Below are 25,029 nucleotides of genomic sequence, written 5' to 3'. Positions count from 1 at the left end.
TATATTTGTTGAGGAAGCAAAATATTGATGAAATTTAAATATTTCAAACCTCTATTCTCAAAAATTTTTCTATGAATTTAAATCTATTCGAACTCAAAAAGTCTAATAAACTTTCATTAAAGTTGCCAATTGCTGCTCTTTTTTTAATTGCAACGGCTACTTTTCCAACCTTTATTTACGCCCAGGAAAAGAGCGCAAAAGATACTCTAATAAAAGAAAGAGCGATTGATGAAGTGGTGCTTATTGGTTATGGTAAAGTAAAGAAATCTGATCAGACTGGATCTGTGTCTACCTTAAAAATGAATAATGAAACCCGCGGTTTTGCACCAAATGCACAAGATGTTCTGGTAGGTAAAGTTGCTGGTGTAACGGTAACAACTGAAGGCGGATCGCCAAGTGGTGGTGCGGTTATAAGAATTCGTGGTGGTTCATCTCTCTCGGCAAGTAATGATCCGCTAATTATTATAGATGGAGTAATGCTCGATAATCAGGGAATAGGTGGTGCCGGAAATATTTTGAATACGCTAAATCCTACAGATATTGATACTTTCACGATATTGAAAGATGCATCTGCAACTGCGATTTACGGTTCCAGAGCGTCCAACGGAGTAATTTTGATAACGACAAAAAAAGGATCAAACGGGAAAATAAAAGTTACTTATGATGCTAACATGTCTGTAAGTTCCCCTAAAAAAACAGTTGAAGTCTTAAATGCAGAGGAATACAGAGCATTTGTAGATAGAACTTTTGCCGGACTGGGTAACTATAATGAAGTAGTAGCAAAATTGGGAAATGGAAATACAGATTGGCAAAAAGCCATCTATCATCCAACCTTTAATACTGAAAATAATTTAAGTATTTTGGGATCAGTTAATAACAAACTGCCGTACCGTGCTTCATTCGGATACACTAATCTTTCGGGTATTCTACGCACTTCTAATATGGAGCGTTATACAAGTAGTATAACACTGAATCCGACTTTTTTTGATAATCATCTTTCCGTAAATATTAATGGCCGCGGAATGTATATTAAGAATAAATTTGCGTCGCAAGATGCTGTAGGTTCTGCAATTATAATGGATCCTACGCAAAATATTTATGATAATAACAGTCCGTTTGGAGGATTTTTTACGTGGACGGGAAGTGATAATAATATTATTCAGGTGGCGACCAAAAACCCTGTTTCTGTTCTAGAGATGAGGGAAGATCAATCGAAGGTGTATAATGTTATCGGCAATATACAATTGGATTATAAATTACATTTCCTTCCAGATCTCCATTTTAATGTAAATGCAGCTCTGGACTATTCCGAAAGTGATGGCAGAGTTTATATTCCTGCGCTTGCGCCAAGTGATTATCAATTTGGCGGTTTTGATAATAATTATGATCAATTACGCCGTAATTCCACATTTGATTTTTATACCCAATACACCAAAAACTTTAGCTTTTTAGATAGCAAATTTGATATAATGGGCGGTTATTCCTGGCAACACTATTACAGAGAAGGTAGTAATTCATCTTACAGGGTTGCAAGATTTGATGAGTATGGTGATCCACTTTTAATCAATAAGAACAATTATGCGACAGAGCATTACATCGTCTCATTTTTCGGTAGATTAAATTACAGTATTAAGAATCGGTATCTGTTTACATTTACAATGAGAAATGATGGTTCCTCCCGTTTCGCTTCAGAAAATAGATGGTCACTGTTCCCCTCCGCAGCTTTTGCCTGGAAAATTAGTGATGATTTTTTCAAAAGTTCAACTACTGTTAAGGAGTTAAAATTGAGATTAGGTTGGGGTAAAACTGGTCAGCAGGATATTAACCAAGGAGATTATCCATACCTCGGCACTTACCAATACAGCATCGGTTCAGAAGCAAATTATTTGCAGGGTTACAATAATGGTGAACCTGTTTGGACTTCACTCCTGCGACCGGGAGCATACAACCCAGATCTAAAATGGGAAACAACTGAAACCTATAATATTGGACTCGATTTTAATTTGTGGAACAGCAGAGTGGAAGGTGCAATAGATGTCTATCAAAGAAAAACTACAGATCTTATCAATGCAGAAACGAAGGTTGCCGCAGGAACGAATTTTTCCGAATATGTTGCAGCGAATATAGGATCGCTGGAAAATATGGGAGCAGAATTTTCTTTAAATGTAAAACCTGTAATTACAGATAATTTTACCTGGGATATTGGGGGAAACATTGCTTATAATTATAATAAAATAACTTCATTAAGTTATGGAAGTAATGCTACAGCCTCCCGCAGGTTTGGTTTAAACATCCATAAAGTAGGTTACGCAGCGGGAATGTTTTATGTATACGAGCAGATTTATGATGAAAATGGAAAACCCATTGAAGGTTTTTACAAAGATCAAAATAATGATGGCGTTATTAATGAATCAGATCTGCGCATCTACCATAAACCTACGCCGGATTACACCTTTGGACTAAATACAAGATTAAAGTATAAAAACTGGGATTTTTCTATCGCAAGCCACGGAAGTATTGGGAACTATGTTCACAATTCAGTAGCTGCAAATGGCGCAGCATTAAGTCCTCAATCAATTTATGCGAATGAATTTTTAGTTAACCGCCCGAAAAGTGCTTTTGAAACTAATTTTCAAAATACTCAAAATTTATCTGATTATTATGTTCAGGACGCTTCATTTTACCGGATAGATAATTTTGTATTAGGTTATACATTTAAAGATCTGAATAAAATGCTGTCGGCTTTACGAGTTTATACGACAGTACAAAATCCTTTTGTTTTTACAAAGTATAAAGGTTTAGATCCCGAATTATTTGGGGGGATAGATGGAAACCAATATCCAAGACCGGTAACTATTATGCTTGGAACTAATTTTAACTTCTAAAAATCTAATTATATGAAAGTTTATAGATATTTAATAATAGCTGGATTATCTTTCTTTACGCTGTCTTCATGTGTGAATGATTTAGATACAATGCCATTAACAGATAATATTCTGACTCCAGAAGCAGCGTGGCAGAATCCGCAGTCATACAGTCAATTCCTGGCAAAAATTTATGCTTCGTTTGCTTTGTCAGGGAATGAGGGTCCTGCAGGTTCTCCAGATATTAATTCGGGCGATCAGGGAGAAGCAACATTTATACGATCTTATTGGGACTTGCAGGAGTTATGTACTGATGAAGTTATTGGTGCATGGGATAACCAAACTTTGCGCGGACTTCAGTTCTGCCAATGGAATTCTGATAACAATTTTGTTTTGCTAAACTACAGCAGAATTTATTTAAACATTGCCTATGCAAATGAATTTATGAGGCAAACTTCTGATGCAAAACTCACAGAGAGAGGGGTTTCGCCAGAATTGAAAACACAGATAAAATCAATGCGTGCAGAAGCACGGGCGCTAAGAGCAATGGCTTATTATTTTCTTGTAGATCTTTATGGTAACGTTCCCTACATTCCAGAAGAAGCTGGAGTAGGGTCTTATTTACCGGAGCAAAAAGACCGAACTTTTCTCTTTAATTTTATTGAGAGCGAATTAAAGGCGGTAGAGGCAGATTTGCCTAATAATTCACCTGATAATTATGGTAAATTAACAGCACCTGCATCCTGGATGATTCTTTCCAAATTATATCTGAACGCAGAGGTGTACATCAATAGCAGTAAATATACAGAAGCATTAACCTATCTCAATAAAATAATTGGCGCAGGTTACAGTTTAGAACCAGAATATAAAAACATTTTTAATGCAGATAATAATTTATCTAGGGAGATAATTTATTCAATCGTTTTTGATGGTCAACGTGCGACCACTTATGGCGGAACCACTTTTCTATTAGCCGCATCTTATAAATCGGATATGAATCCATTAGACAATTTCGGACTTTCACAAGCATGGTCAGGTATTCGGTCTAAAGAAACCTTGTCAGATCAATTCGCAGGGGCAGACTCTCGTGCAATGTTTTGGAAAGCCGACAGAACCAAAGAAACCGCTGAATGGGGAGACTTTAATCAAGGTTGGTCTGTAACTAAATTCAGTAATAAGAGAAAAGATGGCACTAATGGTTCAAGTACCGTTTTTGCAGATACTGATTTTCCGATGTATCGTTTAGCAGATGTTTATCTAATGTATGCGGAAGCAGTTGTTCGTGGAGGAACTGGTGGCAATTTAGCCCAGGCTATAACTTATATCAATCTTTTGAGAAACCGGGCTAATGCGCCACTTGTTGGAAATTCGTCTTTAAATCTTAATTTTTTATTAGATGAAAGATCACGCGAATTATATTGGGAAGGACATCGCAGAACAGATTTAATCCGTTTTGGAAAATTCACAAAAGATTATAATTGGCCCTGGAAAAATGGAGTGTACAGCGGAACACCAAATATTTCAGAAAAGTATAAAGTTTATCCACTACCAGCGACGGAAATTTCAGCAAACCCAAATCTTAAACAAAATATTGGTTATTAAAATTTAACGATATGAAAAAATTTATAAAAATTTTATTTTTATCATTTATTGGAAGTTTGCTCTTCTTTTCCTGCAGAAGTGATGATCAACTTACTTTAAACGAAATAGTACCAAGCAAGATTGATGAGGTAGCGGTTAAAACTTTCATTCTGCAGGAGCCAGGAGCGAATGTGAATCCACTTTTGTTAACAGTTACCTGGTCTGAAACTCAATTTATCTTAAGCAGTGCTTCCCATACAGAGCCCAGTGGACCTGTTAATTATATTTTGCAAATGGATATCGTTGGAAATAATTTTGCGAAAGCTATACCGGTAGCCTCCACAAACGGGCTTACCTCAAATTTATTTATAAAGGATATTAATGCTATTCTTCTAACAAAACTCAGCGCAATCCCAGAAATGGAAAATGCTGTGGAATTGAGAATTGTAGCCCATTACGGGCAAAGTCAAACTGCACTTTCAACGAACACACTGCAGTTAAAAATTACACCTTATAAACCAGTAGAATCAGTTTCTGCAATTTATTTGGTAGGTGATATGAATGGATGGAATAATACGAATACAGATTTCATTATGTTTCGAAATTCCAATAGTGTTGATGATAGAACCTATACCTATACAGGTCGGCTTGCGGCGAACACTTATTACAAGTTTCTTCCTGAAGAATCACTTGGCACTTACAAGGCTTATTGCAGAAAAGATGATACAACCCTTGTATTTGAGGAAAGTAATGATGGCGCCTTTTATAATGAATTTGAAAGATATGTTACTGCCACAATAAATACCCAGACATTAGCCTACACTATTGTAGATTATACAGGAACAAATATTAATAATTTTTATAATACAATGGGACCAATCGGCGGCTTTTGTAACTGGGATAATGAGCCACTTATGACAAAGTCTACGTATGATGGTCACCAATGGAACGGAACTTTTACGTTCGACATCGCCACAGCTTGTAAATTTAGGGGGAATAGAGATTGGGCAAATAATTGGGGAGGTAATGCCGACGACTTTCCTTACGGTAAAGCAATATTTGATGGTCCAGGTGCCAATGTAAACGTGACAGGAAACTATAAAATTTATTTTAATGATCTTACAGGACACTATACGATTCTACAACAATAATATAAGACTATGAAAAATATAAAAATCTTAAATACTTTCCTCCTATTTTTGATGCTAATCGGCTGTACAACCGACTACCGGACAGAAGATATTGGTTTGAAAATAACATTACCTGTAATTAATTCGCTGTCTAAGACAGACTGGTTATTAATGAGACCGTCGCCAGGTGAAAATCCACTGGTTTTCAGACTAAGCTGGTCCAAAGCCAAATTCAATTATGAAGGAGGAAATTACATTTACACAGAAGATGTTTCCTATGAAGTGCAGACAGATCTTACTGAAAATAATTTTTCTAAACCAAAAATAATTTTTTCTACAGCTGGATTATATATGGATGTGTTTAATGTGGAGCTTAAAAAAGCATTAGATGAATTAAAAGGCAAGGAAACTAATAAACCTACAAATATTAGTTTGAGGATAAAAACGATATCAAAGCATGGTGATTCCTTTTCAGAACCTTTGAATATTACCTTGACATCGTATTACAACGTAGATCCCACGGTGAAGAATATTTACATAATTGGTGATATGAACGGAAACAGTAATAATAGCAAGGATTTTATTATGTTCCGTAATTCTAACAATTATGAGGACGGTGTTTATACTTACACCGGTTATTTCGCAACTGCAAGTACTTTCAAATTTATTTCTGAAGAATTTTTAGGGACCAGTAGTAATTTCTATTGTGCTGGGGAAAATGGAGTTTTAAAACAAGGTGATTTTGCGTCATTTTCAGTTGGTAGTGGTTATCATACTGTTACTATTGATGTTAATGAGATGACGTGGGAAATCTCTGATCCTCCAATTTCAGATCCTGCAATCTATAATCAAATGGGTCCAATTGGCGGTTTTTGTAATTGGGATAATGAACCTCTTATGACCAAATCTAGTTTTGATCCGCACCAGTGGAAGCTTAGCTATGAATTCACTTCTTCCAGTGCCTGCAAATTTAGAGGCAATAAAGACTGGGCAAACAACTGGGGCGGAAATGTTTCAGACATTCCTTATGGAAAAGGAGTTTTTGATGGTCCTGGTGCTACAGTTTCAGTTGCCGGAACCTATGATATTTATTTTAATGATTTAACAAATCATTATGCAATCGTAAAACAATAAAAAAATTATAATGAAAAAATTTAACAATATAAAAATTCTTCTGCTAGCATTTTTGTTCACTTTTACTTTGGGTAACTGCAGTAGTGAAGACACGATCAAAGTTCCTGAAATTCCCAATAGCGAAATTACCCCTGTTACTAATCATAATAAGGTTATTTACGAAATTAATGTAAGAAATTATTCCGGTCAAGGCTTCAATGGTGTCACCAAAGATTTGCAAAGATTGAAAGATTTAGGAGTAGATATTCTTTGGTTAATGCCAATTAACCCTATTGGAATTGTAAAAAGAGAAGGAACATTGGGAAGTCCTTATTCTGTCAGAGATTACAAAGCCATTAATTCTGAGATGGGAACTGAAGCAGATTTTAGAGCTTTAATAGCGGCTGCTCATAATCTAAAAATGGAGATTTACATTGATTGGGTAGCCAATCATACAGCATGGGATCACCCTTGGGTCACAGAACACTTAGATTATTATTCCTCTCAAAATGGCCAACAGCCTTATTCCCCAAATGGCTGGAATGATGTAGTAGAACTTAATTATGATAATCCAAATATGCGTGCAGCGATGATAGATGCCATGAAATATTGGGTGAAAAATTTTGATATTGATGGTTATCGTTGTGATGCGGTGGTGTTTGTTCCCTTAGATTTCTGGGAACAGGCAATTTCTCAAGTTAACGCCGTAAGAAAAATTTCTTGGTTAGCAGAAGGTAACAAGCCAGAGTATATGTCGGTTTTTGATTACGATTATGCATGGGATTTTAGTAATAAATTGAACCAATTTGGTTCTGGTAGTGACGCCTCTGGTTTAATTCAGGCATGTAAAGATCTCTACAATAATCCGGCATATGCAAAGAAAGGCCGAATGCTTTATTTAACTAACCATGATTTAAATGCGCACGATGGTACTGAAATGGTGCGTTATGGCGCTAATGTTTTACCCCTAAGTGTGCTGTATTTTACGATTTATGATCAGCCTTTAATTTATAACGGGCAAGAGATTGGAATGAATAAATCGATGAATTTGTTCAACTCCAGCCCGGTGCAATGGGACCCTGTAAACAAAATTTATTTGAATCTTTTTCAGAAATTAACACGACTAAAAAGAACTCAACCTGCACTGGAAGACGGCGAAAACCGTGGCGCTTTAAAAATCTACAAAACTAATAATCCTAATGTTTTTGCGTATTCACGTATCAAAGGAGGAAACGAAGTTTTGGTCATGTTAAACTTTAATAATGTAGCAGTAAACTTCAAATGGACTGAAGAAGTGCCAACTGGTGATTTTAAAAATTATTTAACAGGGGAGGATAAAAATTTTAGATCTACTGAGGGTAATATTTTAATGGAAAAAGGATACTCAATATTTGTAAAATAAAAAGTTTTTAATGAAAAATTCAATTATCCAATTTATATTATCTGTTTTTTTTCTTTTTCAAAGTGCGAATATTTATTCACAAAATAACAAAGCATACAATGTTAAGTCTCCCAGCAGTGCGATAAACTTTGCCGTCGAAACTTCTGAAAGGGGTTTGTCTTATACAGTTTCAAACAATGGCGTTGAGATCTTAAAGCCCTCTTTATTGGGCATGAAATTCAAATCTTTCGAATTAAAAAACAATCTTGCAATTACAGATGTAAAATATTCAGAAACGGATGAAAGTTGGTCTCAGCCGTGGGGTGAGGAAGTTGAGGTTCATAACCAGTATAACCAAATGCAGGTTTTCGTGCAGGAAACTAAAGATTTAAAACGAAAATTTATTTTAAATATCAAAGTTTTTAATGATGGTTTTGGTTTTAGATATGAATTTCCTGACCAACCGAATCTGAAAGACGTGGTAATTATGGATGAACTAACGGAATTTAATTTTGCGCAAGATAGTCCAACTTGGTCCATTCCTTATGCCACAGAATTTTATGAAGGTTTATATACTAGAGAACCACTTTCAAAAAAAGATACAGTTTCTGTCCCGATAACTTTAGAAACTAAAACTGGATTATTTCTCGCGCTTCATGAAGCAAATCTCACAGATTATCCCGCGATGAATGTCTATCCGGACAAACACACATCTAATCTAAAAGTATATTTAACACCGTGGTCGACAGGCGAAAAAGTTTTTGCAAAAGCGCCATTTCAAACTCCTTGGAGAACTTTAATTATTGCAGAAAAAGCGGGTGATTTATTGCTTTCCAGATTGATGTTGAGTTTAAATGAGCCCAGTAAAATTGAAGATACTTCATGGATTAAACCTGGTCGTTATATCGGAATTTGGTGGGGAATGCACATGAAAAAATACACTTGGGAGATGGGCCCGAATCATGGAGCAAAAACGGCGAATGTTTTGAGATATATTAATTTTGCAGCCAAAAATAAATTTGCCGGCGTTTTAGTAGAAGGTTGGAATCCCGGATGGGAAGACTGGAAATCTTATGATTTTCTCGAAAGTTATCCGGATTTTGATATTAAACAAATAACAGATTATGCCAGATCAAAAAATGTAGAATTGATCGGACACCACGAGACAGGCGGAAATACCATAAAATATGAATCGCAATTAGAAGATGCTTTCGCTTATTATAAAAAATATGGCGTGAACGTAGTGAAAACAGGTTACGTAGGCGGTTTGCTGGATGGAAAAGAAGAACACAGCAGCCAATATGGAATTCGCCATTACCGGAAAGTAATAGAAACCGCGGCGAAATATAAAATCATGATTGATAACCATGAACCTGCGATGCCTTCTGGATTGCAGCGAACTTATCCAAATCTCATGACGCAGGAAGGCGTTCGTGGACAGGAATGGAATGCGTGGTCTAAAGATGGCGGAAATCCACCGGAACACACCACAATTATTCCCTTTACCAGAGGTTTAGCGGGGCCAACAGATTTCACACCCGGAATTTTTAATTTTACAAATACGGCTCTTCCAAATACGAAAGTTCACACCACATTAGCAAAACAACTGGCTTTATCGGTCATCAATTTCAGTCCTTTGCAAATGGCTTCTGATATGATTGAAAATTATGAAAGCAATCCCGCTTTTGAATTTATCACTTCTTGCCCTACAACTTGGAGCAAAACCGTAGTTCCAAATGCTGAAATTGGTAAATATATTACCATTGCCAGAAAAGACAGAAATTCTGACAACTGGTTTCTTGGAAGTATAACCAATCAAGATAACCGATTGTTGAACGTTTCTCTCGCTTTCTTGGATAAAAATGTAAAGTACAAAGCAAAGATTTTCCGGGATGGAAAAAATGCAGATTTTGAAAAAAATCCTTATCCTGTAGAAATTCTGGAAATGAATGTTAATTCAAATACAATATTACCATTAAACCTCGCACGAAGCGGCGGAACCGCGATTATTTTTTCTAAATATTAAATTCTTTAAATTTTTCACTTGCCACTTCAATTGAAGTGGTTTTTTTATTGATTGCCTTAAGGTTTTTTTAATATTTATACCTGAAATCCAAAAGAACATTACGTCTTAAAAAGGTTTGGTTTCGGGTAAGCAAAGGCTGAATTTTTAGATTTTACTTATTATTTTACTTTTGATATTTGTTCAAATTTAAAAACCTGACGACTTTTCAAAAATGTTGGACATAATTTGTTTTGTTTTTGGTCGTATTTCATTTCAACCACTTTTTCCTTTTAAAGTAAATGAAAGGCAGTAGTGCTGATAACAACATTAAAAATAGTGCGATCGGATAACCATAAGCAAACTTTAATTCAGGCATTTTTTCAAAGTTCATTCCATAAACTCCGGCTATAAAAGTGGGTAATGAAATACATACTGTTGCAACTGTCAGCATTTTAAAAATATAGTTTTGTTCCAGATCAATTTTATTTGAAACGTTTTCCTTTAAATCATTCAAGCGGTCAAAATTGAACTGTATATGATCTGAAACAGCGGATAGGTCACTCAGTTCGATCTTAAGTCTTTCTTTAATTCCTGTTTTTTTCTCCCAATTACTTTTCATATACAAGCTAAAAACTCTAGTAGCCTCCAATAATGCTTCTTTAATTAATAAATTACTAAAATTGTGTTTGGTGATCGTGTTTAATTCTTGATTAGAAAATTCCTTTTCTATTAAAATTCTATTTGCAAGTGCTTTAATTTTCTTCGTTAAATTCTCTGTAATATCTGCGAAGTAGTCGGAAATAAACTCAAATTGAAACATAAAGATATTTTCACTATTTGGTGTTTTTTGAATTGCTTTTATCTTACTTGAATATATATCATTGAAAAAATCATCAAGTTCGGAACTTGAAAATAGGAACATTCCAGCTTTGGAAACAATAACAAAAACGGGTTCTTCAACCATTTTTTTCTCTTTATTAAGATATGGAAGCGAGAAGTGAAATGATGCTTGATGATCAGTCTCTAAAAAGTGTGAGCTTATCTCAATATCTTCATAATTTTTCATTATCGTGAAATCGAGACCATATTTCTCAGTAAGCCAATTCAATTCAGAATCTGAATAGGCAATAAATTGCATGATGTGAAAATCCAAATTTGAAACTGGAATTTCATTTGTACTTTCTACCTTTAACAGGTCTTTGTTTTTCAATAATATTTCAATCATAATTCACGTTCCTTAAATGATGCGCAATGATGCGCCTTGGCGAGGTTAGGGACTCTAAAGAAGAGTGTTTTCTCTCGAAACGAAGATAAGATAAAAAACGTTATTTTACAAAATACGTATTCTCGGCCAACAGCTGTTAAGGGACGTATTTCATTGTTTTAAAGTCCATAGTATTTAATTCGATAGCCACATTTTTATGCAATCTGCTTCATTTATTAATTTATTCATTGATGAAAATTACGTTAATCTACTCAACCTATAAAAAAATATTTTATATCTTTTGCTAATAAGTTTGGTTGTTCCATTGCTCCAAAATGTCCACCAGCGGGCAATTCAGTCCAGTGAGTAATTTTGAAACTCTTTTCGACCTAAGAACGTGATGGGTAGGCAATTCTTTTGGAAATTTCGCAAAACCGCATAGAATTTTTATAAAATCGTTTTCGCCAAACTTTAAAGGATTCTTGCTATTTTCATTATATATTCTGAATGAGGAATGAATAAGTGTCACATTTGTAAGTAATTCATCAGTAGTGAACATAGAGTTAATGTTTCCCTTGTTATCGCTCCATATAAATTGTTCTATAATCCAAAGCACATAATTCAACTGGCAAATCATTTAATCCATAAGCCAAAGTCAACGGTTTTGTGCTTTTCATGTAAATAAGAACCTTCCTTGGACGCACAGTCCATTGCATATTCTTGAAAGCTACAACTTCTTCATTTAATTATTCTCCCTTTTTTAAATAGGCTTATAAAAACCTGAAATGTAATTAAGTATAAACCTGTTACATTTTCAGGATATGCATGTGCTTATTTCTGAACCAATAGCTCCACCTTGACCCCCCGGCGTTGGCTCTTCATAGTTGATCTGCACCTACTTCGGACATTCCAAGTTATTTGACTTTTCCCTCTTTGCTTAAATCGGCGATAGCACCCACAGTTTCTTCTAGTGGAAAGTCAGGATCTATTCTTTTACAATTTGCTAGACTTGAACTACTGCTTTAGGTATGAATAGTATTTCTCGGGGAAATGATTTTGATGAAATTTTATATAGACTTTCAAATATATTAGTAATTATTTTGACAATCCTGCTACGGAGCAATTGTAGCCAAAATTTCCGTTTCAGTTGGTGTTGGCTCATTCTTCCTGAAACTCTTTCTAAATTTCACCCAAGGTCTTAAGTTAATAGGTTCAAACCTAAGAAGCAGCACAACTATGAGTACGATAAAACCTAGCAAAATAACATATCCAAAAAGTTCTTTAGATGCTGCCAAGCTAGCTTGAGACTGTACCGCTCCCCACATACTCTGCATTCCTGTTGATCGTGCTGCTTCCACACTTTGTCCTTGAGCTATAGCCCCTTGAACAATTGGATTTAATCGACTCGTAAAAAACGGATCGTTGCTGTCCATCTGTTGTACAATAGCGACTGTGTGCTTCATTTGACCGTTATGCTGTTGGTATGAGTAGACAGATCCCCATAAGGCTGGGCCAATAAATGACCTAAATAATATTTGAATGGGAACTGTACTTAAAAACTGCATGATACCAAGCTTTTGGGCAGCATATACACCAAGGGCTATATATAACAGCATAGTTCCGAGACCTTTGAGAAATGATGGAAAACCCATGTAGCTAATCTCAATAATGGGATTGAAAAGGAAATACAGAACGATATGATAAAGTATAAAGGTTGAAAAACCAGTTAAAATCAGTCCTTTTATTCCTAATTTGTACCTCAGCCAGAGAAAACTTAAGATTCCACCAGCAATCGCACCGACCACAGTCATGAGGTTCAGGGAGGCATTTGTTAGCGAACTGTATCTAAGAATACCCCCCGTAAAAGAGTTTTGGATACCGGATGTAGAAGAGAATATCCCCATAATAAGGATAAGGATTAGTGCCACATATACATTTTTCTTACCAAATGCTACTAAAGGTAGGTAGGGTCTTCTGATTGTTAATTGCCTATGGAAAAATATAATTATAAGGACTACGGCAGCAAAAAGTACACTCTGAATAGTTTTAGAATCAAACCAGTTAAGCATCTTACCATACGAAAACGCATAGTTGAGTAACATCATTGCCGTAGCGAAAACCGTCAAGCTCAGCCAGTCGAAACGGTATAAAGGAATGGGCTTGGATCCATACGAGTTATGACAAAAGATGATTACCAAAAAGATACAAAGCAATAGCATGGTAACTACAAGTAAATACACGTGCTGCCAGTTATAATCGTAGCAAATTATCGTCGTGAAGTATGTGGACAGCATAGTCATAGCAATGGCTAGCGGATAGAATACGGAATAAAATTTTGTTCGGTCACCCTGAGGACTGATAATAAACATTACCGGGACAATTACTTCGCCCATGCCAATCATCTTGACACATCCTAACAGGAAGCTTGCTGCTATAAGTAGTTGCATATTATCTGTTGTTAAACAAACATACGTTAGCACCGTTAAGGATATGAATGAAAATAAGAGCAGATGCCGGACTTTAAAACGCTGCTTGGTTCGCATTAATAAAGGAAATGTAACAACCATGCCGATTGTGCCAGCATAATTAGCCATGGTAATGTCTTCGGAAAGAGAACCAAGCCCGCCAACCATTTCACTGATATTTCCCGCATAAACACCACTAACAGTGAGAAATGGTATAAGGAAAATTATGAATAGAAGTAATTGAACCGGTCGCGGTACCCAATCGTGAAATAAGCCACTTTTATACATATTTAATTATTTTGAATGGTATAATGAATGAAGTTCTACGTTCATGCCTGCACGAAGTAATTGTAGATCATCTGCATTGTTGTCTTCTGTAAACTCAATTCTTACTGGAATCCGCTGTTGCACCTTGACAAAATTCCCAGTAGAATTATCGACCGGAACGGCAGAGAATTTGGCACCTGTAGCCTGTGATATTGCTGTAATTTTCCCTTTAAAGATTTTGTTGTCAAGCGCATCCACTTTAACTTCGATAATCTGTCCTAACTTCAGTTTTGTAATCTGGGTTTCTTTGTAGTTGGCCACTATCCATTTTTGAGCACTACGGACTATAGATACTATCGATTGACCAGGTTGTATAAGTTGACCTTCCTGAATAGTTCTTCTGCCCACGACACCATCAAAAGGTGCAATAATTACCGTATAGGAAAGATTCAATTTTGACATATCAACAGCTGCCTCAGTGCGCTTTATCTCCGCATGATTCACACCAACACGGTTACCAGCTTCAACAGCAGATAGCTGCGTAGTCTGATACTGTTTTACCGAAGCATTATATTGTGCTTTTAACGCATCGTATTCCGTTTTTACCTGTTCGAACTGCTGTTGCGATACCACTTCGTCTTTCACTAAACTTGCGTAGCGCTGATAATTCTTTTCAGCATTCCAAAGACGTGCTCCAGCGGCGGCAATATTGGCATCGGATACTCCTATATTGTTTTTCGCGGTATTTACGCCAGAATAGGTGACCGTTGCCGAAGCCTTGGCATTTAAATAAGCTGCCTCGGTCTGATCGAAAGCAATTTTCAACTCCCTATCATCGATAATAATTAGAGTGTCTCCCTTTTTTACTTGCTGATGCTCAGTAAATCTTATTTCCTTAATATATCCGCCTACTCGCGTATTTATCGGAGAAATAAATTCTTCGACTTGAGCATCGTTCGTGTATTCCGATTTGTCGAGTTTGAAGTACGCATTTATTCCCCACACGAGTCCGGCTAATAGAGTTGTTACCAATAATGCATTGATGACAGTTATGGTCTTTTTTCCAGATCCTTTTTTATTTTGTTTTTTTTGTACCATGTCTTTTTTTCTGTTAAAATTTGTTATAGAGTTCCAATCTCTCTTTGTAGTTGATAATAAGTATAAACTATATTTATTTCTGTGTTATTAAGATTAAGTTGTGCCTCCAGACGAGCGTTTGTAGCGTCGAGTAGATCCGTGAAAATAGACATCTGATTCAGATATTTTTTTTCAACAATCCTGAAATTATCTTCTGCGAGTTGTAAACTCTTTTGCGCACGTAATAAAAGATCCTGAGCTGCCTGATGTTTAATAAAAGCCGATTTTACTTTAATCTCTATAGTTTGTCGCTCTAGTTCTATTGTTTGCTGCCGTTGTTTCAATTGTATTTTAGCCAACCCGACATTCTTTGTGGAATTGTATAAGGAAGAGATGTTGTAAGATACACTCACCCCTGCCTGCCAACCGTTACTGTACATGTCGACAGATGGAGAAATATTTGTTACGGGTCTTGACAATGAATTTGCAGCGGTTAAACTTATCATTGGCAATTTGTCACTTTTTGCAACAGCCACATTTTTTTCAGCGACCTGTGTTCCAATTCTTGCGGACTGCAAATCAGGATGGTTTTGAAAGGCAATGTCCAAGGACGCCGACAAATTATCAGCCAAGGGTTTATTTTCTAAAATAGATGTATCCGGAAGAATAATGGTATTTTCTGGCAACCCTAACGTAACGCTAAGCTGCAGGCAAAGTATGGCGATATTATTGTCCAATTGCTGAACTTCTGTACTGAGATTGGTAATAAGCAGTTCATTACGGATAATATCATTACGGGTAAGCATGCCCAATTTGTACATCTTATTAAGATTATTTATTCTAAGTTCTGCCAGTTTGATGTTGCGCTGGTAAACTTCTCGCTGATTATACATTCTAAACAAATCGAAATAATTAGCAGCCATCAACAACTTGACATCCATATTTGTTCTTTGAAATCCTAGTACTGCGACTTGCTCTTCAAGAGATGCTATAGCAATGTTATTGGAAATAGCTCCCCCTTTAAAAATTACTTGGTTAGCTTGTACAGCGAAGGAATTCCCAAAATGAGGCATTGCTACTGTAACTCTATTTTTAAGCTTGTTATCGAAAATTGACACGTCTCCAAGATAGAAAGCTGATGCCGAAGCGGACAACGTAGGATTTCTTGAAGTTTTAACTACTTCAGTATGTTTTTTTGCAATATCTACGTTAAGACGAGAAACCTTTAATTGCTGACTATTTTCGATAGCTAATCTAAACAGCTCATCTATTCCAATTCGTTTATTAATTGAATCCTGAGCAACCAAAAAATTAGGGGTAAATAATGCTAAAAAAATCCCTATTAATACTGTTATTCTTTTCATGTTTATTATCTCTATCAACCACATTTATATCGTTGAAATTATTTATACAAATGTCGAATGTTATTAGGAGCAAAAGAATGTCTAGGCGTTTAGAGAATATGTCAAAATGTAGTATTGTATTTTTTAGCGAGCATATTTCTGATTTATGACTTATGTAGTCGATCAATAAATAAGTTTTGATGTAGTATTTATCCTTTTAGGATTGGGCACGAAATTGAGTAGGCGTTTTTCCGGTATGTTTCTTAAAAAATTTACTAAAAAAAAATTGATCGCTAAAATGGAGCATGTTTGCTACCTCGCCAATATTTTTAGATGGGTCTTTCAGCAGGAACTTAGCTTCCATAATTACCGCACGGGCGATAAATTCACCTGCGGTCTTTCCCGTTAATTGCTTTAAAGTTTGGGTTAAATGTCGAGAGGTCACAAACAGTTGTTGTGCATAGAATTGAACACTGCGTTCCTCGCGGAAGTGGGAAGAAAGGGATTGAAGAAAATTAATGCTCAGTTCCTGTGGACGATTTAACCTCACCTTGTAAGCATTGTTATATTTTCTGTAAATCGAAACGCCTTCATAAAAAATCGTTAAAAAACGATGTCTTTCTGATTCCACAAAAAAAGAAGTACCATCGTTTTCAGTTACAGTTGAGGTTAGTAGATTTACGAGGTTTAGGAAGGAAGAAAACTCAGTTTTTGATATTTCATAAAAAGGTTGAAATCCGGCAGCAAAGGCTTCCATTACCCGTGAGCTCACCGTATGGATCCCATTTTCATTTAGAAACTTCATGGAGAATACTATTCCAATGATCTTTACATCAGCACTGAAACGATAAAATTCGTATATCGAATTTGGAAGCAAAAATAAAACGCTATTCTTGTTTATTTCATATTCGGAGAGATTATATTTTAAAGATATAGTTCCCTTCTGGACAAGAAGAATTGCAAAATAGCCTGGGCGATAAGTTCTTCCTATTTCGATTGCTGTATTTAGAGTATGTTCGTTAAAAACTTTTAAATCCATCAATTTTTAGGTTTTAATAAATTGTATACTTTTTTAGGATTAATCTATATGATATAAAACCCAATATAAATATTTATAAATCTACGGTGCAATAGCATTAGTTTATAAAGCTTGAGATGAATGTATAAATTTATTTTATAACCACGTTTTTCTTTTGAAATAGATGTATGATAAAACAACATAAAATCATCACGAATAGAACAAGAGGATAGGCGTAAGCCCATTGAAACGCAGGGATAATTTCAAAATTTATTCCTTATATTCTCCTGCAATAAGCGTAAACCACATATGGTTGCTATGATAAGAATCTTTAAAATGATGTTTTAGTCAAAGTCAATTTTTTTTTGATGTAATTTAGATATTCCCTTAAATGCTCAGCATTTAAGGGAATATAAATTGAAAATTATGTCGTGGGTAGTTTAAAACCTACCGACTTAAATCCGCCTGTCATTTCAATGAAATGAACAGGAGCAATGAAAGGTAATTTTGCTTTCCATTCTTCTAAATTATCTTCATTGACGCCGTACAGTGCCGCATGGTATTTATGTGTTCCCGTAGGAAACTTTCCTACGCAAATGCAATATGGGGTTTCTCTGTTAGCAAAAAAGTCATTAGCTTTACGGAAAGTATAATCACCTCCAACACTAGAATCCTCAAAGCGAATTTCTTCAATTGTCGCTTCAGTTCCCATTTCGAGCCAATTTAAGTCGGTACTGCCACATTCTTGGCAGATTGGTAATGGTGGCCAAGTTACATCATCACAATAACCACATTTCATCCCCAAAACCTTACTATCTTCTAAAGCATCATAATAGGTTTTTAATATTGGTCTTAATTTATACATAAACTTTTATTATTTTATTTAAAATCAGATTCTAGAATGATACCAACTGTGGTATGACCTCCACCCATTCCTCTCACTAAACATCGTTTAACTTTTTCATTAACTTGGCAGCCGCCGGCCTCACCGCGCATTTGCAATATGGCTTCACTAATCATATTGATGCCAGAGGCTGCAAAAGCATGACCAAAGCTTATATCACCACCATGAGGATTTACTGGTTTATCACCATCAAACGCTGTCCGGCCTTGTAGTTCATAATTATGACTTTCTCCTTCGGGTAAATAGCCAAATACTTCAGCACTGTCCATTTGCTCTCCTGAGGTCATTACTGTGGTAATCATTAAATCCAAATTATCTAAACTAGTTCCATTATTAAGCAGTGCTTCTTTGACGTCTACATTCATCTGATGAAAACAGAAAGGATATCGCTGTGTATTGGTTGAACTCGCATAATCCACTACATTAATTGGTTTTTGACTGAATTTTTCAGCAATATCTCCCGCGCAAACAATGATTGCACCTGCTGCTACATTGTGCAGTACACTTCCGCTTTTACGAATGTATTGCGTTATTTTAGGATTATGTTCAGAGCGCATATATTCTAAAACATCATCGTATCCGTTTTCTTCAGCTGTTACAGCAAACTCTTTACGTTCACAAGCTCGAGGATTCTGTGCGGCTCCACGACGTAAATTTACCGCCATGGCGTTGTATGCATCATCTAAAGTCTCTTCTGAAATACCATATCTTTTAATATATAGTTTGCCATGTTCTTCAGTTAGCAAGTTGTCACTTACACCGTCAAATCGATAATAAGTGGTATCAAACAATGCACGTCCTGGATGCCACCACGCATCATATTCTTTAAGGTCTTTAATTTGGTGTGCAGGTTGGTTTCGTGGAATAAAGTGCTTGGGCGATTCGACCCCTGCTACCATTACAATATCATATTTTCCTGATGCCACTGCATCGCATGCTTCAACGAAGGCCATATATCCACTTGCACAAGCCTGCTCGATATGTACAATAGGCTTTCCTCGCAGACCAGCCCATTCCATCATACTTCCTACAGGAGCGAGCACGTTGCCACCTGTTTGAAAGTTTGCCATATGTGCGTAAACTACCTTATCAATTTCTTTAGGTTTTACTCCTGCATCATCCATAGCTTGATGGCAGGCGTATGCCCATAATTCGTAAATAGATAAGCCTTCATATTCAGGGTCGTCAAAATAACGTTGTCCTAAAGTACTAGTTCCAATAATGGATACTGGACGAGACAATTTTTTAGTCATATTTTATATCATTCTTTTATTAAATTTACTTATGTATTCCTCCATTTGATCTGCTGACGCGCCTAATATTCCAAACATTGGATTCCATTCCGTGATTTTAAATGCGGCAACAAGTCCTTCAATCCAATAGGGGTCAAGTTCAATAAGTTGCTGTAGATTTTCTTGATTTTTAACTTTAAAAACAAGAGTAGCTTGCTTTTTGGTTTCACTTTCGCCCATTTTTGAGTCAAAACTTGGACCTGAAAGCAATAAATGACCGGCTTTTATTTGATCTTTTAAGTAAACAAGGTGCGGAATTAACATGTCTTTCCAACCTTCCATGTCGGTATGAAGGTAGTGTACGATATATGTCTTCATAAAATATTCTTTTTTAGTTAGTTATATTACCAATCACTCCATTTCATTTCAGGAATAGCAGTAATGTATGGCAACCATTTATTTAATTAAAGGCATTTGGAGATAGCTGGCATATTTTCCTCCAGTGTGTAAGATATGTATGCCTTTATTGTTGTAGATGCACCCTGGAGTTCCTGGCATTACAGATCCAATTTCGTCTTTACTACTGATCATAACTCGTAAAGTTTCACCCGCATAGTATTTTAAACCTATTGGGCTAAGAACAATATCTAATTCTACGACTTCTTTCTCTAAAAGTTTTTCTACTTGGTCAAAACTGTAAGCTGGCACAATATCCGTAGATAAGAGTGGATCTAAACGTCTACATGAGGCACGTAAGCGACCACTTGGCCCCTTGTAACGCAATGCAGAAGCTCCATCTTGTGTAAAGTCCTGCAAAGCAGCATTCTGGTTTGGCACTATAAATTCGCTCAAAACATTGCCTAGTTTGTCGATTTTTTGTACCCAAATAAAAACATCCATATCATCGCTATTTTCTACCTCCATATAGAGTTTTACCTTTGGGTATCCAATAAAAGTGGTTTCCTTTTCAAAAGTAGTTTGGAAAGATACTCGGCATGGTATGGATTCTGGAAAATAGCGCACATGCAAAGCATTGGCTTCCGGAGTTAATTGTAAAGTACGTGTGCTGCCGCTCATGAAATATCGTGTCATTTCCGATTCCTTTGGAGGAAAAGTTTCTGAAGTAATATCGGTACGATTAGTACCATGAAAATCCAAAATTGAATATCGAACAGTAGGTGTTTTTTCCCATCCGTTTTTTTTATTAAGTAAGTAATAATCAAAAAATCGGCGTAGATCTTCAGTAGATTTGGTATCGTAATAATCTGGCCATTCTTGCGTGTCGTGAATACGTAGCCATTTTTCCGCAGATCCTATGGAACGCCAAGAGCGAAAAGTTCCCATTGTGTGCAATGTATTGGAGTAACTGGCAACGATATATGCGGGGATTGTAATTTTTGATACGTCCGCTATTTTATCTTCCCACAATTCGCAATTCGCCAATGGGTAGGCCTCCATTTCAGCCACCATATCTTCTCTTTTTGCTCCTGTATCACTTACATGATTAATTTGCAAACGGTGAATAAAATTAGGATCGGGGATTCCGCCAATGTACGCCAAATCTCGATATGCATCTTGTAAGCCTTCAGTAGGACTTATACAAGTTAAATTAGGAGGTTGTCCGGATGCGATAAACCATTGTGAGAAAGCCAAATAAGAAGTTCCAGATAAAGCTGTTTTCTGGTTAGACCAATCTTGCGATGTTAACCATTCTATAAGATCGTAACAATCTTCTGCTTCTTGTGAGCCGATCATTGTAATGTTACCTTGGCTATGTGCGATACCACGTGCGTCAGGATTACACACCGCATATCCGTGCTGAACCCAATAAGCAGGGTCAGGCGCTTCAAACTTTGTCAAACCCGAACCCCAAGCATTTCCCATTCCAAGCATATTAAATAAATTGATGTAACGAGGAGCTGTACCCGCACTTTTTCCATAAGGACTCCATGCAATTAGGGTTGGAACTTCTTCTTGAGTAACCGGTAGAAAAATATCAGTATAAATTATAATACCATCTCTCATTGCTACAGGAACATCTTTTAAATAACGAATATCACAGGCAAGAGGTTTAAATCCCGGTGCTATTTGTGTGCCCTTTTTCAAAATTGTTTCTTTGCTTTCAAACGGACTTAGTACGCCGTGTTCGATGCTATTGTCAATGTATTCAAATGCTGGTTTGAAAATCATTCTTTCCGTTACTTTATTCATTACTTTATAATTTATGTTACTAATTTTGAAGCCCTTATATACCTTCAACTAATTAAGTATGCAAGTTATAAAGAAAAAAAAAGTCGTTACTTGAATTAAGACAAGAAAGAACATTGTGCGCAAAAAACTTATCTTTGATTTGATCTTCGTTTGAGTTTACTATACCAAGCAGGAGTTATTCCCATAAAACTGGCGATATCTTGAGACTGGAAGGATTTAAAAATAATACCGTAATGTGTGAGAAACCACTGGAAGAAGTCAAGACTTGAAAGCACAATAAGATGGTTTTGTATTAGATGGTGAGTTTGCAGAAATTCAATTGTATTGAGAAATGATAATTTTCCTAAAAAAGGATACTTCTGGATACAATTTACAGCAAAATCAAGTTTAAATTCTACCAGTAAAGCGTGCTCATTAGCTTTGGTATAGTACGATAAATCGGAGCTCTTTTTATCTGTAAAACTATTTCCAATCATTGGAAAAAAAGTTTCTGTATGAAACATAATCGCACGATCTTTGCCTTCTGGAGTTGTAATATATCGCACTAAACTGCCGACAATAATTACAAAAGTCCGGTTGTTTCTAGAATGGTTTGAAAAAAGTATTTCACCTTTTTTCAATTCTACAAGTTGGGAATTATTCTGCAGTTCCACCAGAAATTCCTCAGGAAGTTGATTATTAAATTTTAATCGAATTTTTGCTATAATTTCTGTGGGTAGCATAATTATTTTTTAAGAAAATCAAAAAATGGTATTACAAAATAAATAAAAAATAGGGATTCGGTGATTATTATTATGCATTATTTCGCAAACATTTCAAAACTTGCCTATTCTCGTTTAGGTTTTGGTGCTGAATTTTAATTTGCTTTATCGTTCTAGATTTTGGGTAATTGTTTTGTTCTTTGCTACTAACTTGTATAAATGTATGATTGTCTAATATAAAACCAACCGAATTTGGGCGTATATGTATTATTTTTATCAGTCTTTTTTGCCTTGAAACAGCTTGGTTTTAATAGCTAATTACGGTCTCAATTTTGACATCATTACGATCACTTATCTCACCATAATTTCGTCACTAAGTGTATGAATACCGAAGAGATTTTCCGGAAATCTTATCAATACTGTTGTTGGACACAATATTATCAATGTTCTTAATGCAATTATCAGAATACTAAAAAGTCTACCTTAAGAAGCGACTTTAAAACTATGTTAAAAGTTGCTTGTCCTTCTAAAGTTTTTTAAATGCAAAAAACAAATAACCCTTCAAGTTCCAACATCAACAAAATTACGGAATTTGATTTCGAGCAACCTTCTACTCATCGAAATCGAATTTTTCTGCATCTATTGATGTGAATGATCTCTTCAACCCTTTTGTTATCTAAGCTTAATTACAAATTATCGAATTTCAATGCAGTGATTTTAACAATTAGTATGGCCTTTGTTAATGCGTTGATATTTTATATTTGGTTTTACGTTAATTTTACCTAAAATTATTTCGCGTAAAAGGTTGCTAAGCATTGCTTTACTAGTTTTTAGTTTGCCAATTTGTATATCTATTTGGACTATTATAAATTACTATTTTTCTTTGTAAAAAATTAGGTTTTAAAATTCTGAAAGGTGAATTAAAAGCAGTGATTTCGACTGCTGCTGAACAAATTTTTCAGGCGATTTCTCTAAAAAGAATGTTATTTCAAACGATCATTATCATTTCACTTTTGTTCCTTTTTTTTTTAATTCTCTACGAAATCTCTAGACTTTATAGGAAAAACTTAAAAATTTAAAATGAAAAATCAGCTTTAGAAATTCAAAATATTAATATTGAAGGAGACTTGTTAAAGTGACACCTTAATCTACATTTGCTTTTTGACACCTTGAACAATCTTTATGGTTTGGCTCGTATAAAAGATAATATCATGCCGGAAGTCATTTTAAATCTTTCAGAAATGATGAGTTATACGTTTTATGAAAGTAACATTGAAAGGGTATCAGTTGAAAAGGAATTAATGTTTTTAAAAAACTATTTTGAGCTTTAAAAAATTAGAAATCCCAGCGGACGTAATATTCAATATGAATTTCAAGGTGAAGATCATATTAAATTATTGAATATTTCTCCCTTTCTGATATTTACATTTATTGAAAATGCCTTAAAATATGGATTAATAAGCGACCATAAACTGTCTCTGAAAATATATAATAATATTCATAACCGTGTATTAGAATTTCGCTTAAAAAATGATCTTAGTCAAGTTCTTAAAAGTGATAAAGTAGGTGGGATTGCGATGGAAAATAATAGGAAAAGTCTTCAACTTTTATATCTTGGTCAGTATGAATTGCAAATAAAGAATTATGATCATAAATTTGGAATAATTTTAAAAATAAATCTGGAAAACCAATGAATCTCATAAGTTGTATTATTATTGACGAACAACCACCGACAAGGCAAGTTATTGAAAATTTTGTGAGAGATATTCTTTTTCTGCGGCTTATAAATTCTCTAGGCGATTCTATGGAAGCATTATTATATCTGCAAGACAACGAAGTAGATATTGTTCTTAGTGATAGTTAAATTTCAAAAATTAATGGGATAGAATTATTAAAATCTCTCTCAAATCCTCCAGTGATCATTTTTATTTCTGAGCATCGCGACTTTTCTATTGATGGTTTTGAGAATGATGTTAACGATTATTTGGTGAAACCTGTTCGTTTCGAATGATTTCTAAAGGCGGTCAATAAAGCAAAAATTATATTGAATCAAAACGAATTTCATTTAACCCTCAATTAATTCTGACCGTTTATTTATTAAATCAGATGGAAAACTGATAAAGATTTTATTAGAAGAGAATCAGTTTATAGAAGCCCAAGATGATTTTATAAAGATTGTCACAACTCACAAAGTTTATTCGACTCAAATGACTTTAAAAAAATGGAAGAAATTTTAAAACCTCCATAATTTTTCAAATTACAACGATCTTTTATTATTAATTTAGAAAGGGGTTAGAAGTGTAAATAGTAATGTTGTTGAATTAAATTCTGATAAGAAAATTACGATTTCTCCTAATAATAAGGAAGAATTTTTTTCACGGTTAGGAATTGAGTCAGATTTAATTAAAAAATACATGGAAAGTTTGTTCAGAAGTGGTACGGAACATTTTAGTGGAGATTTTGCCATTAATTTAATTTCTTATAAGCACAAAATTTTGGGATATTTATTCCTTACTTGCAGAAATAAGTAACA

General features: G+C 35.1%; 17 protein-coding genes. 7 read left to right on the top strand and 10 right to left on the bottom strand.

Annotation, left to right across the window (positions count from 1 at the left end; all coding sequences use genetic code 11):
- The first annotated feature begins 71 nt into the window (after nt 1-71).
- Genes ACZ9HT_RS09305 through ACZ9HT_RS09280 form a run of 6 tightly spaced genes read left to right on the top strand, consistent with a single transcriptional unit; the run spans nt 72 to nt 10,095 of the window.
- A complete protein-coding gene (locus ACZ9HT_RS09305) occupies nt 72-2,885 on the top strand; it encodes a SusC/RagA family TonB-linked outer membrane protein (RefSeq protein ID WP_476040204.1) in 2,814 nt (937 codons plus the stop codon).
- A 12-nt stretch (nt 2,886-2,897) separates the two neighbouring features.
- Nucleotides 2,898-4,466 carry a RagB/SusD family nutrient uptake outer membrane protein gene (locus ACZ9HT_RS09300; protein WP_476040203.1) on the top strand — a complete coding sequence of 523 codons (1,569 nt, stop codon included), beginning with the start codon at nt 2,898-2,900 and terminating at the stop codon, nt 4,464-4,466.
- 11 nt (nt 4,467-4,477) lie between these two features.
- Nucleotides 4,478-5,596 carry a SusE domain-containing protein gene (locus ACZ9HT_RS09295; RefSeq protein WP_476040202.1) on the top strand — a complete coding sequence of 373 codons (1,119 nt, stop codon included), beginning with the start codon at nt 4,478-4,480 and terminating at the stop codon, nt 5,594-5,596.
- A 9-nt stretch (nt 5,597-5,605) separates the two neighbouring features.
- On the top strand, nt 5,606-6,709 hold the full coding sequence (locus ACZ9HT_RS09290) for a SusE domain-containing protein (protein WP_476040201.1): 1,104 nt from the start codon (nt 5,606-5,608) through the stop codon (nt 6,707-6,709).
- A 10-nt stretch (nt 6,710-6,719) separates the two neighbouring features.
- Nucleotides 6,720-8,090, top strand: coding sequence for an alpha-amylase family glycosyl hydrolase (locus ACZ9HT_RS09285; RefSeq protein WP_476040200.1), 1,371 nt, complete (start codon nt 6,720-6,722; stop codon nt 8,088-8,090).
- A 10-nt stretch (nt 8,091-8,100) separates the two neighbouring features.
- Nucleotides 8,101-10,095 (top strand): glycoside hydrolase family 97 protein, encoded by a 1,995-nt coding sequence (locus ACZ9HT_RS09280; RefSeq protein WP_476040199.1) that lies wholly within the window; start codon nt 8,101-8,103, stop codon nt 10,093-10,095.
- 247 nt (nt 10,096-10,342) lie between these two features.
- Here the strand turns inward: ACZ9HT_RS09280 and ACZ9HT_RS09275 are convergent, their stop codons facing one another.
- The 10 genes from ACZ9HT_RS09275 to ACZ9HT_RS09230 form a co-directional block, all read right to left on the bottom strand.
- Complete coding sequence (locus ACZ9HT_RS09275; protein ID WP_476040198.1) at nt 10,343-11,299, bottom strand: CorA family divalent cation transporter; 957 nt, start codon at nt 11,297-11,299, stop codon at nt 10,343-10,345.
- Nucleotides 11,300-12,390: 1,091 nt separating this feature from the next.
- A complete protein-coding gene (locus ACZ9HT_RS09270; RefSeq protein ID WP_476040197.1) occupies nt 12,391-14,031 on the bottom strand; it encodes a hypothetical protein in 1,641 nt (546 codons plus the stop codon).
- A gap of 6 nt (nt 14,032-14,037) precedes the next feature.
- Nucleotides 14,038-15,108, bottom strand: coding sequence for an HlyD family secretion protein (locus ACZ9HT_RS09265; RefSeq protein ID WP_476040196.1), 1,071 nt, complete (start codon nt 15,106-15,108; stop codon nt 14,038-14,040).
- A gap of 23 nt (nt 15,109-15,131) precedes the next feature.
- Nucleotides 15,132-16,451, bottom strand: coding sequence for a TolC family protein (locus tag ACZ9HT_RS09260; RefSeq protein ID WP_476040195.1), 1,320 nt, complete (start codon nt 16,449-16,451; stop codon nt 15,132-15,134).
- A gap of 196 nt (nt 16,452-16,647) precedes the next feature.
- A complete protein-coding gene (locus ACZ9HT_RS09255; RefSeq protein WP_476040194.1) occupies nt 16,648-17,469 on the bottom strand; it encodes a helix-turn-helix domain-containing protein in 822 nt (273 codons plus the stop codon).
- A 403-nt stretch (nt 17,470-17,872) separates the two neighbouring features.
- A complete protein-coding gene (locus ACZ9HT_RS09250; protein ID WP_476040193.1) occupies nt 17,873-18,313 on the bottom strand; it encodes a Zn-ribbon domain-containing OB-fold protein in 441 nt (146 codons plus the stop codon).
- A gap of 14 nt (nt 18,314-18,327) precedes the next feature.
- A complete protein-coding gene (locus ACZ9HT_RS09245) occupies nt 18,328-19,605 on the bottom strand; it encodes a thiolase family protein (RefSeq protein WP_476040192.1) in 1,278 nt (425 codons plus the stop codon).
- Nucleotides 19,606-19,608: 3 nt separating this feature from the next.
- A complete protein-coding gene (locus tag ACZ9HT_RS09240; protein WP_476040191.1) occupies nt 19,609-19,962 on the bottom strand; it encodes a YciI family protein in 354 nt (117 codons plus the stop codon).
- A gap of 78 nt (nt 19,963-20,040) precedes the next feature.
- Nucleotides 20,041-21,795 carry a CocE/NonD family hydrolase gene (locus ACZ9HT_RS09235; RefSeq protein WP_476040190.1) on the bottom strand — a complete coding sequence of 585 codons (1,755 nt, stop codon included), beginning with the start codon at nt 21,793-21,795 and terminating at the stop codon, nt 20,041-20,043.
- A gap of 128 nt (nt 21,796-21,923) precedes the next feature.
- Nucleotides 21,924-22,517, bottom strand: a complete 594-nt coding sequence (locus tag ACZ9HT_RS09230) for a cyclic nucleotide-binding domain-containing protein (RefSeq protein ID WP_476040189.1) — start codon at nt 22,515-22,517, stop codon at nt 21,924-21,926.
- Nucleotides 22,518-23,650: 1,133 nt separating this feature from the next.
- On the opposite strand from ACZ9HT_RS09230, the gene ACZ9HT_RS09225 reads away from it, so the two are divergent.
- Nucleotides 23,651-23,827, top strand: a complete 177-nt coding sequence (locus tag ACZ9HT_RS09225; RefSeq protein WP_476040188.1) for a histidine kinase — start codon at nt 23,651-23,653, stop codon at nt 23,825-23,827.
- The last annotated feature ends 1,202 nt before the right edge of the window (nt 23,828-25,029 follow it).

Source organism: Chryseobacterium sp. UYP7 (assembly GCF_056279225.1).
The sequence above is the reverse complement of the archived record's forward strand: the minus strand, read 5'-3'. Positions and strand labels throughout refer to the sequence as shown.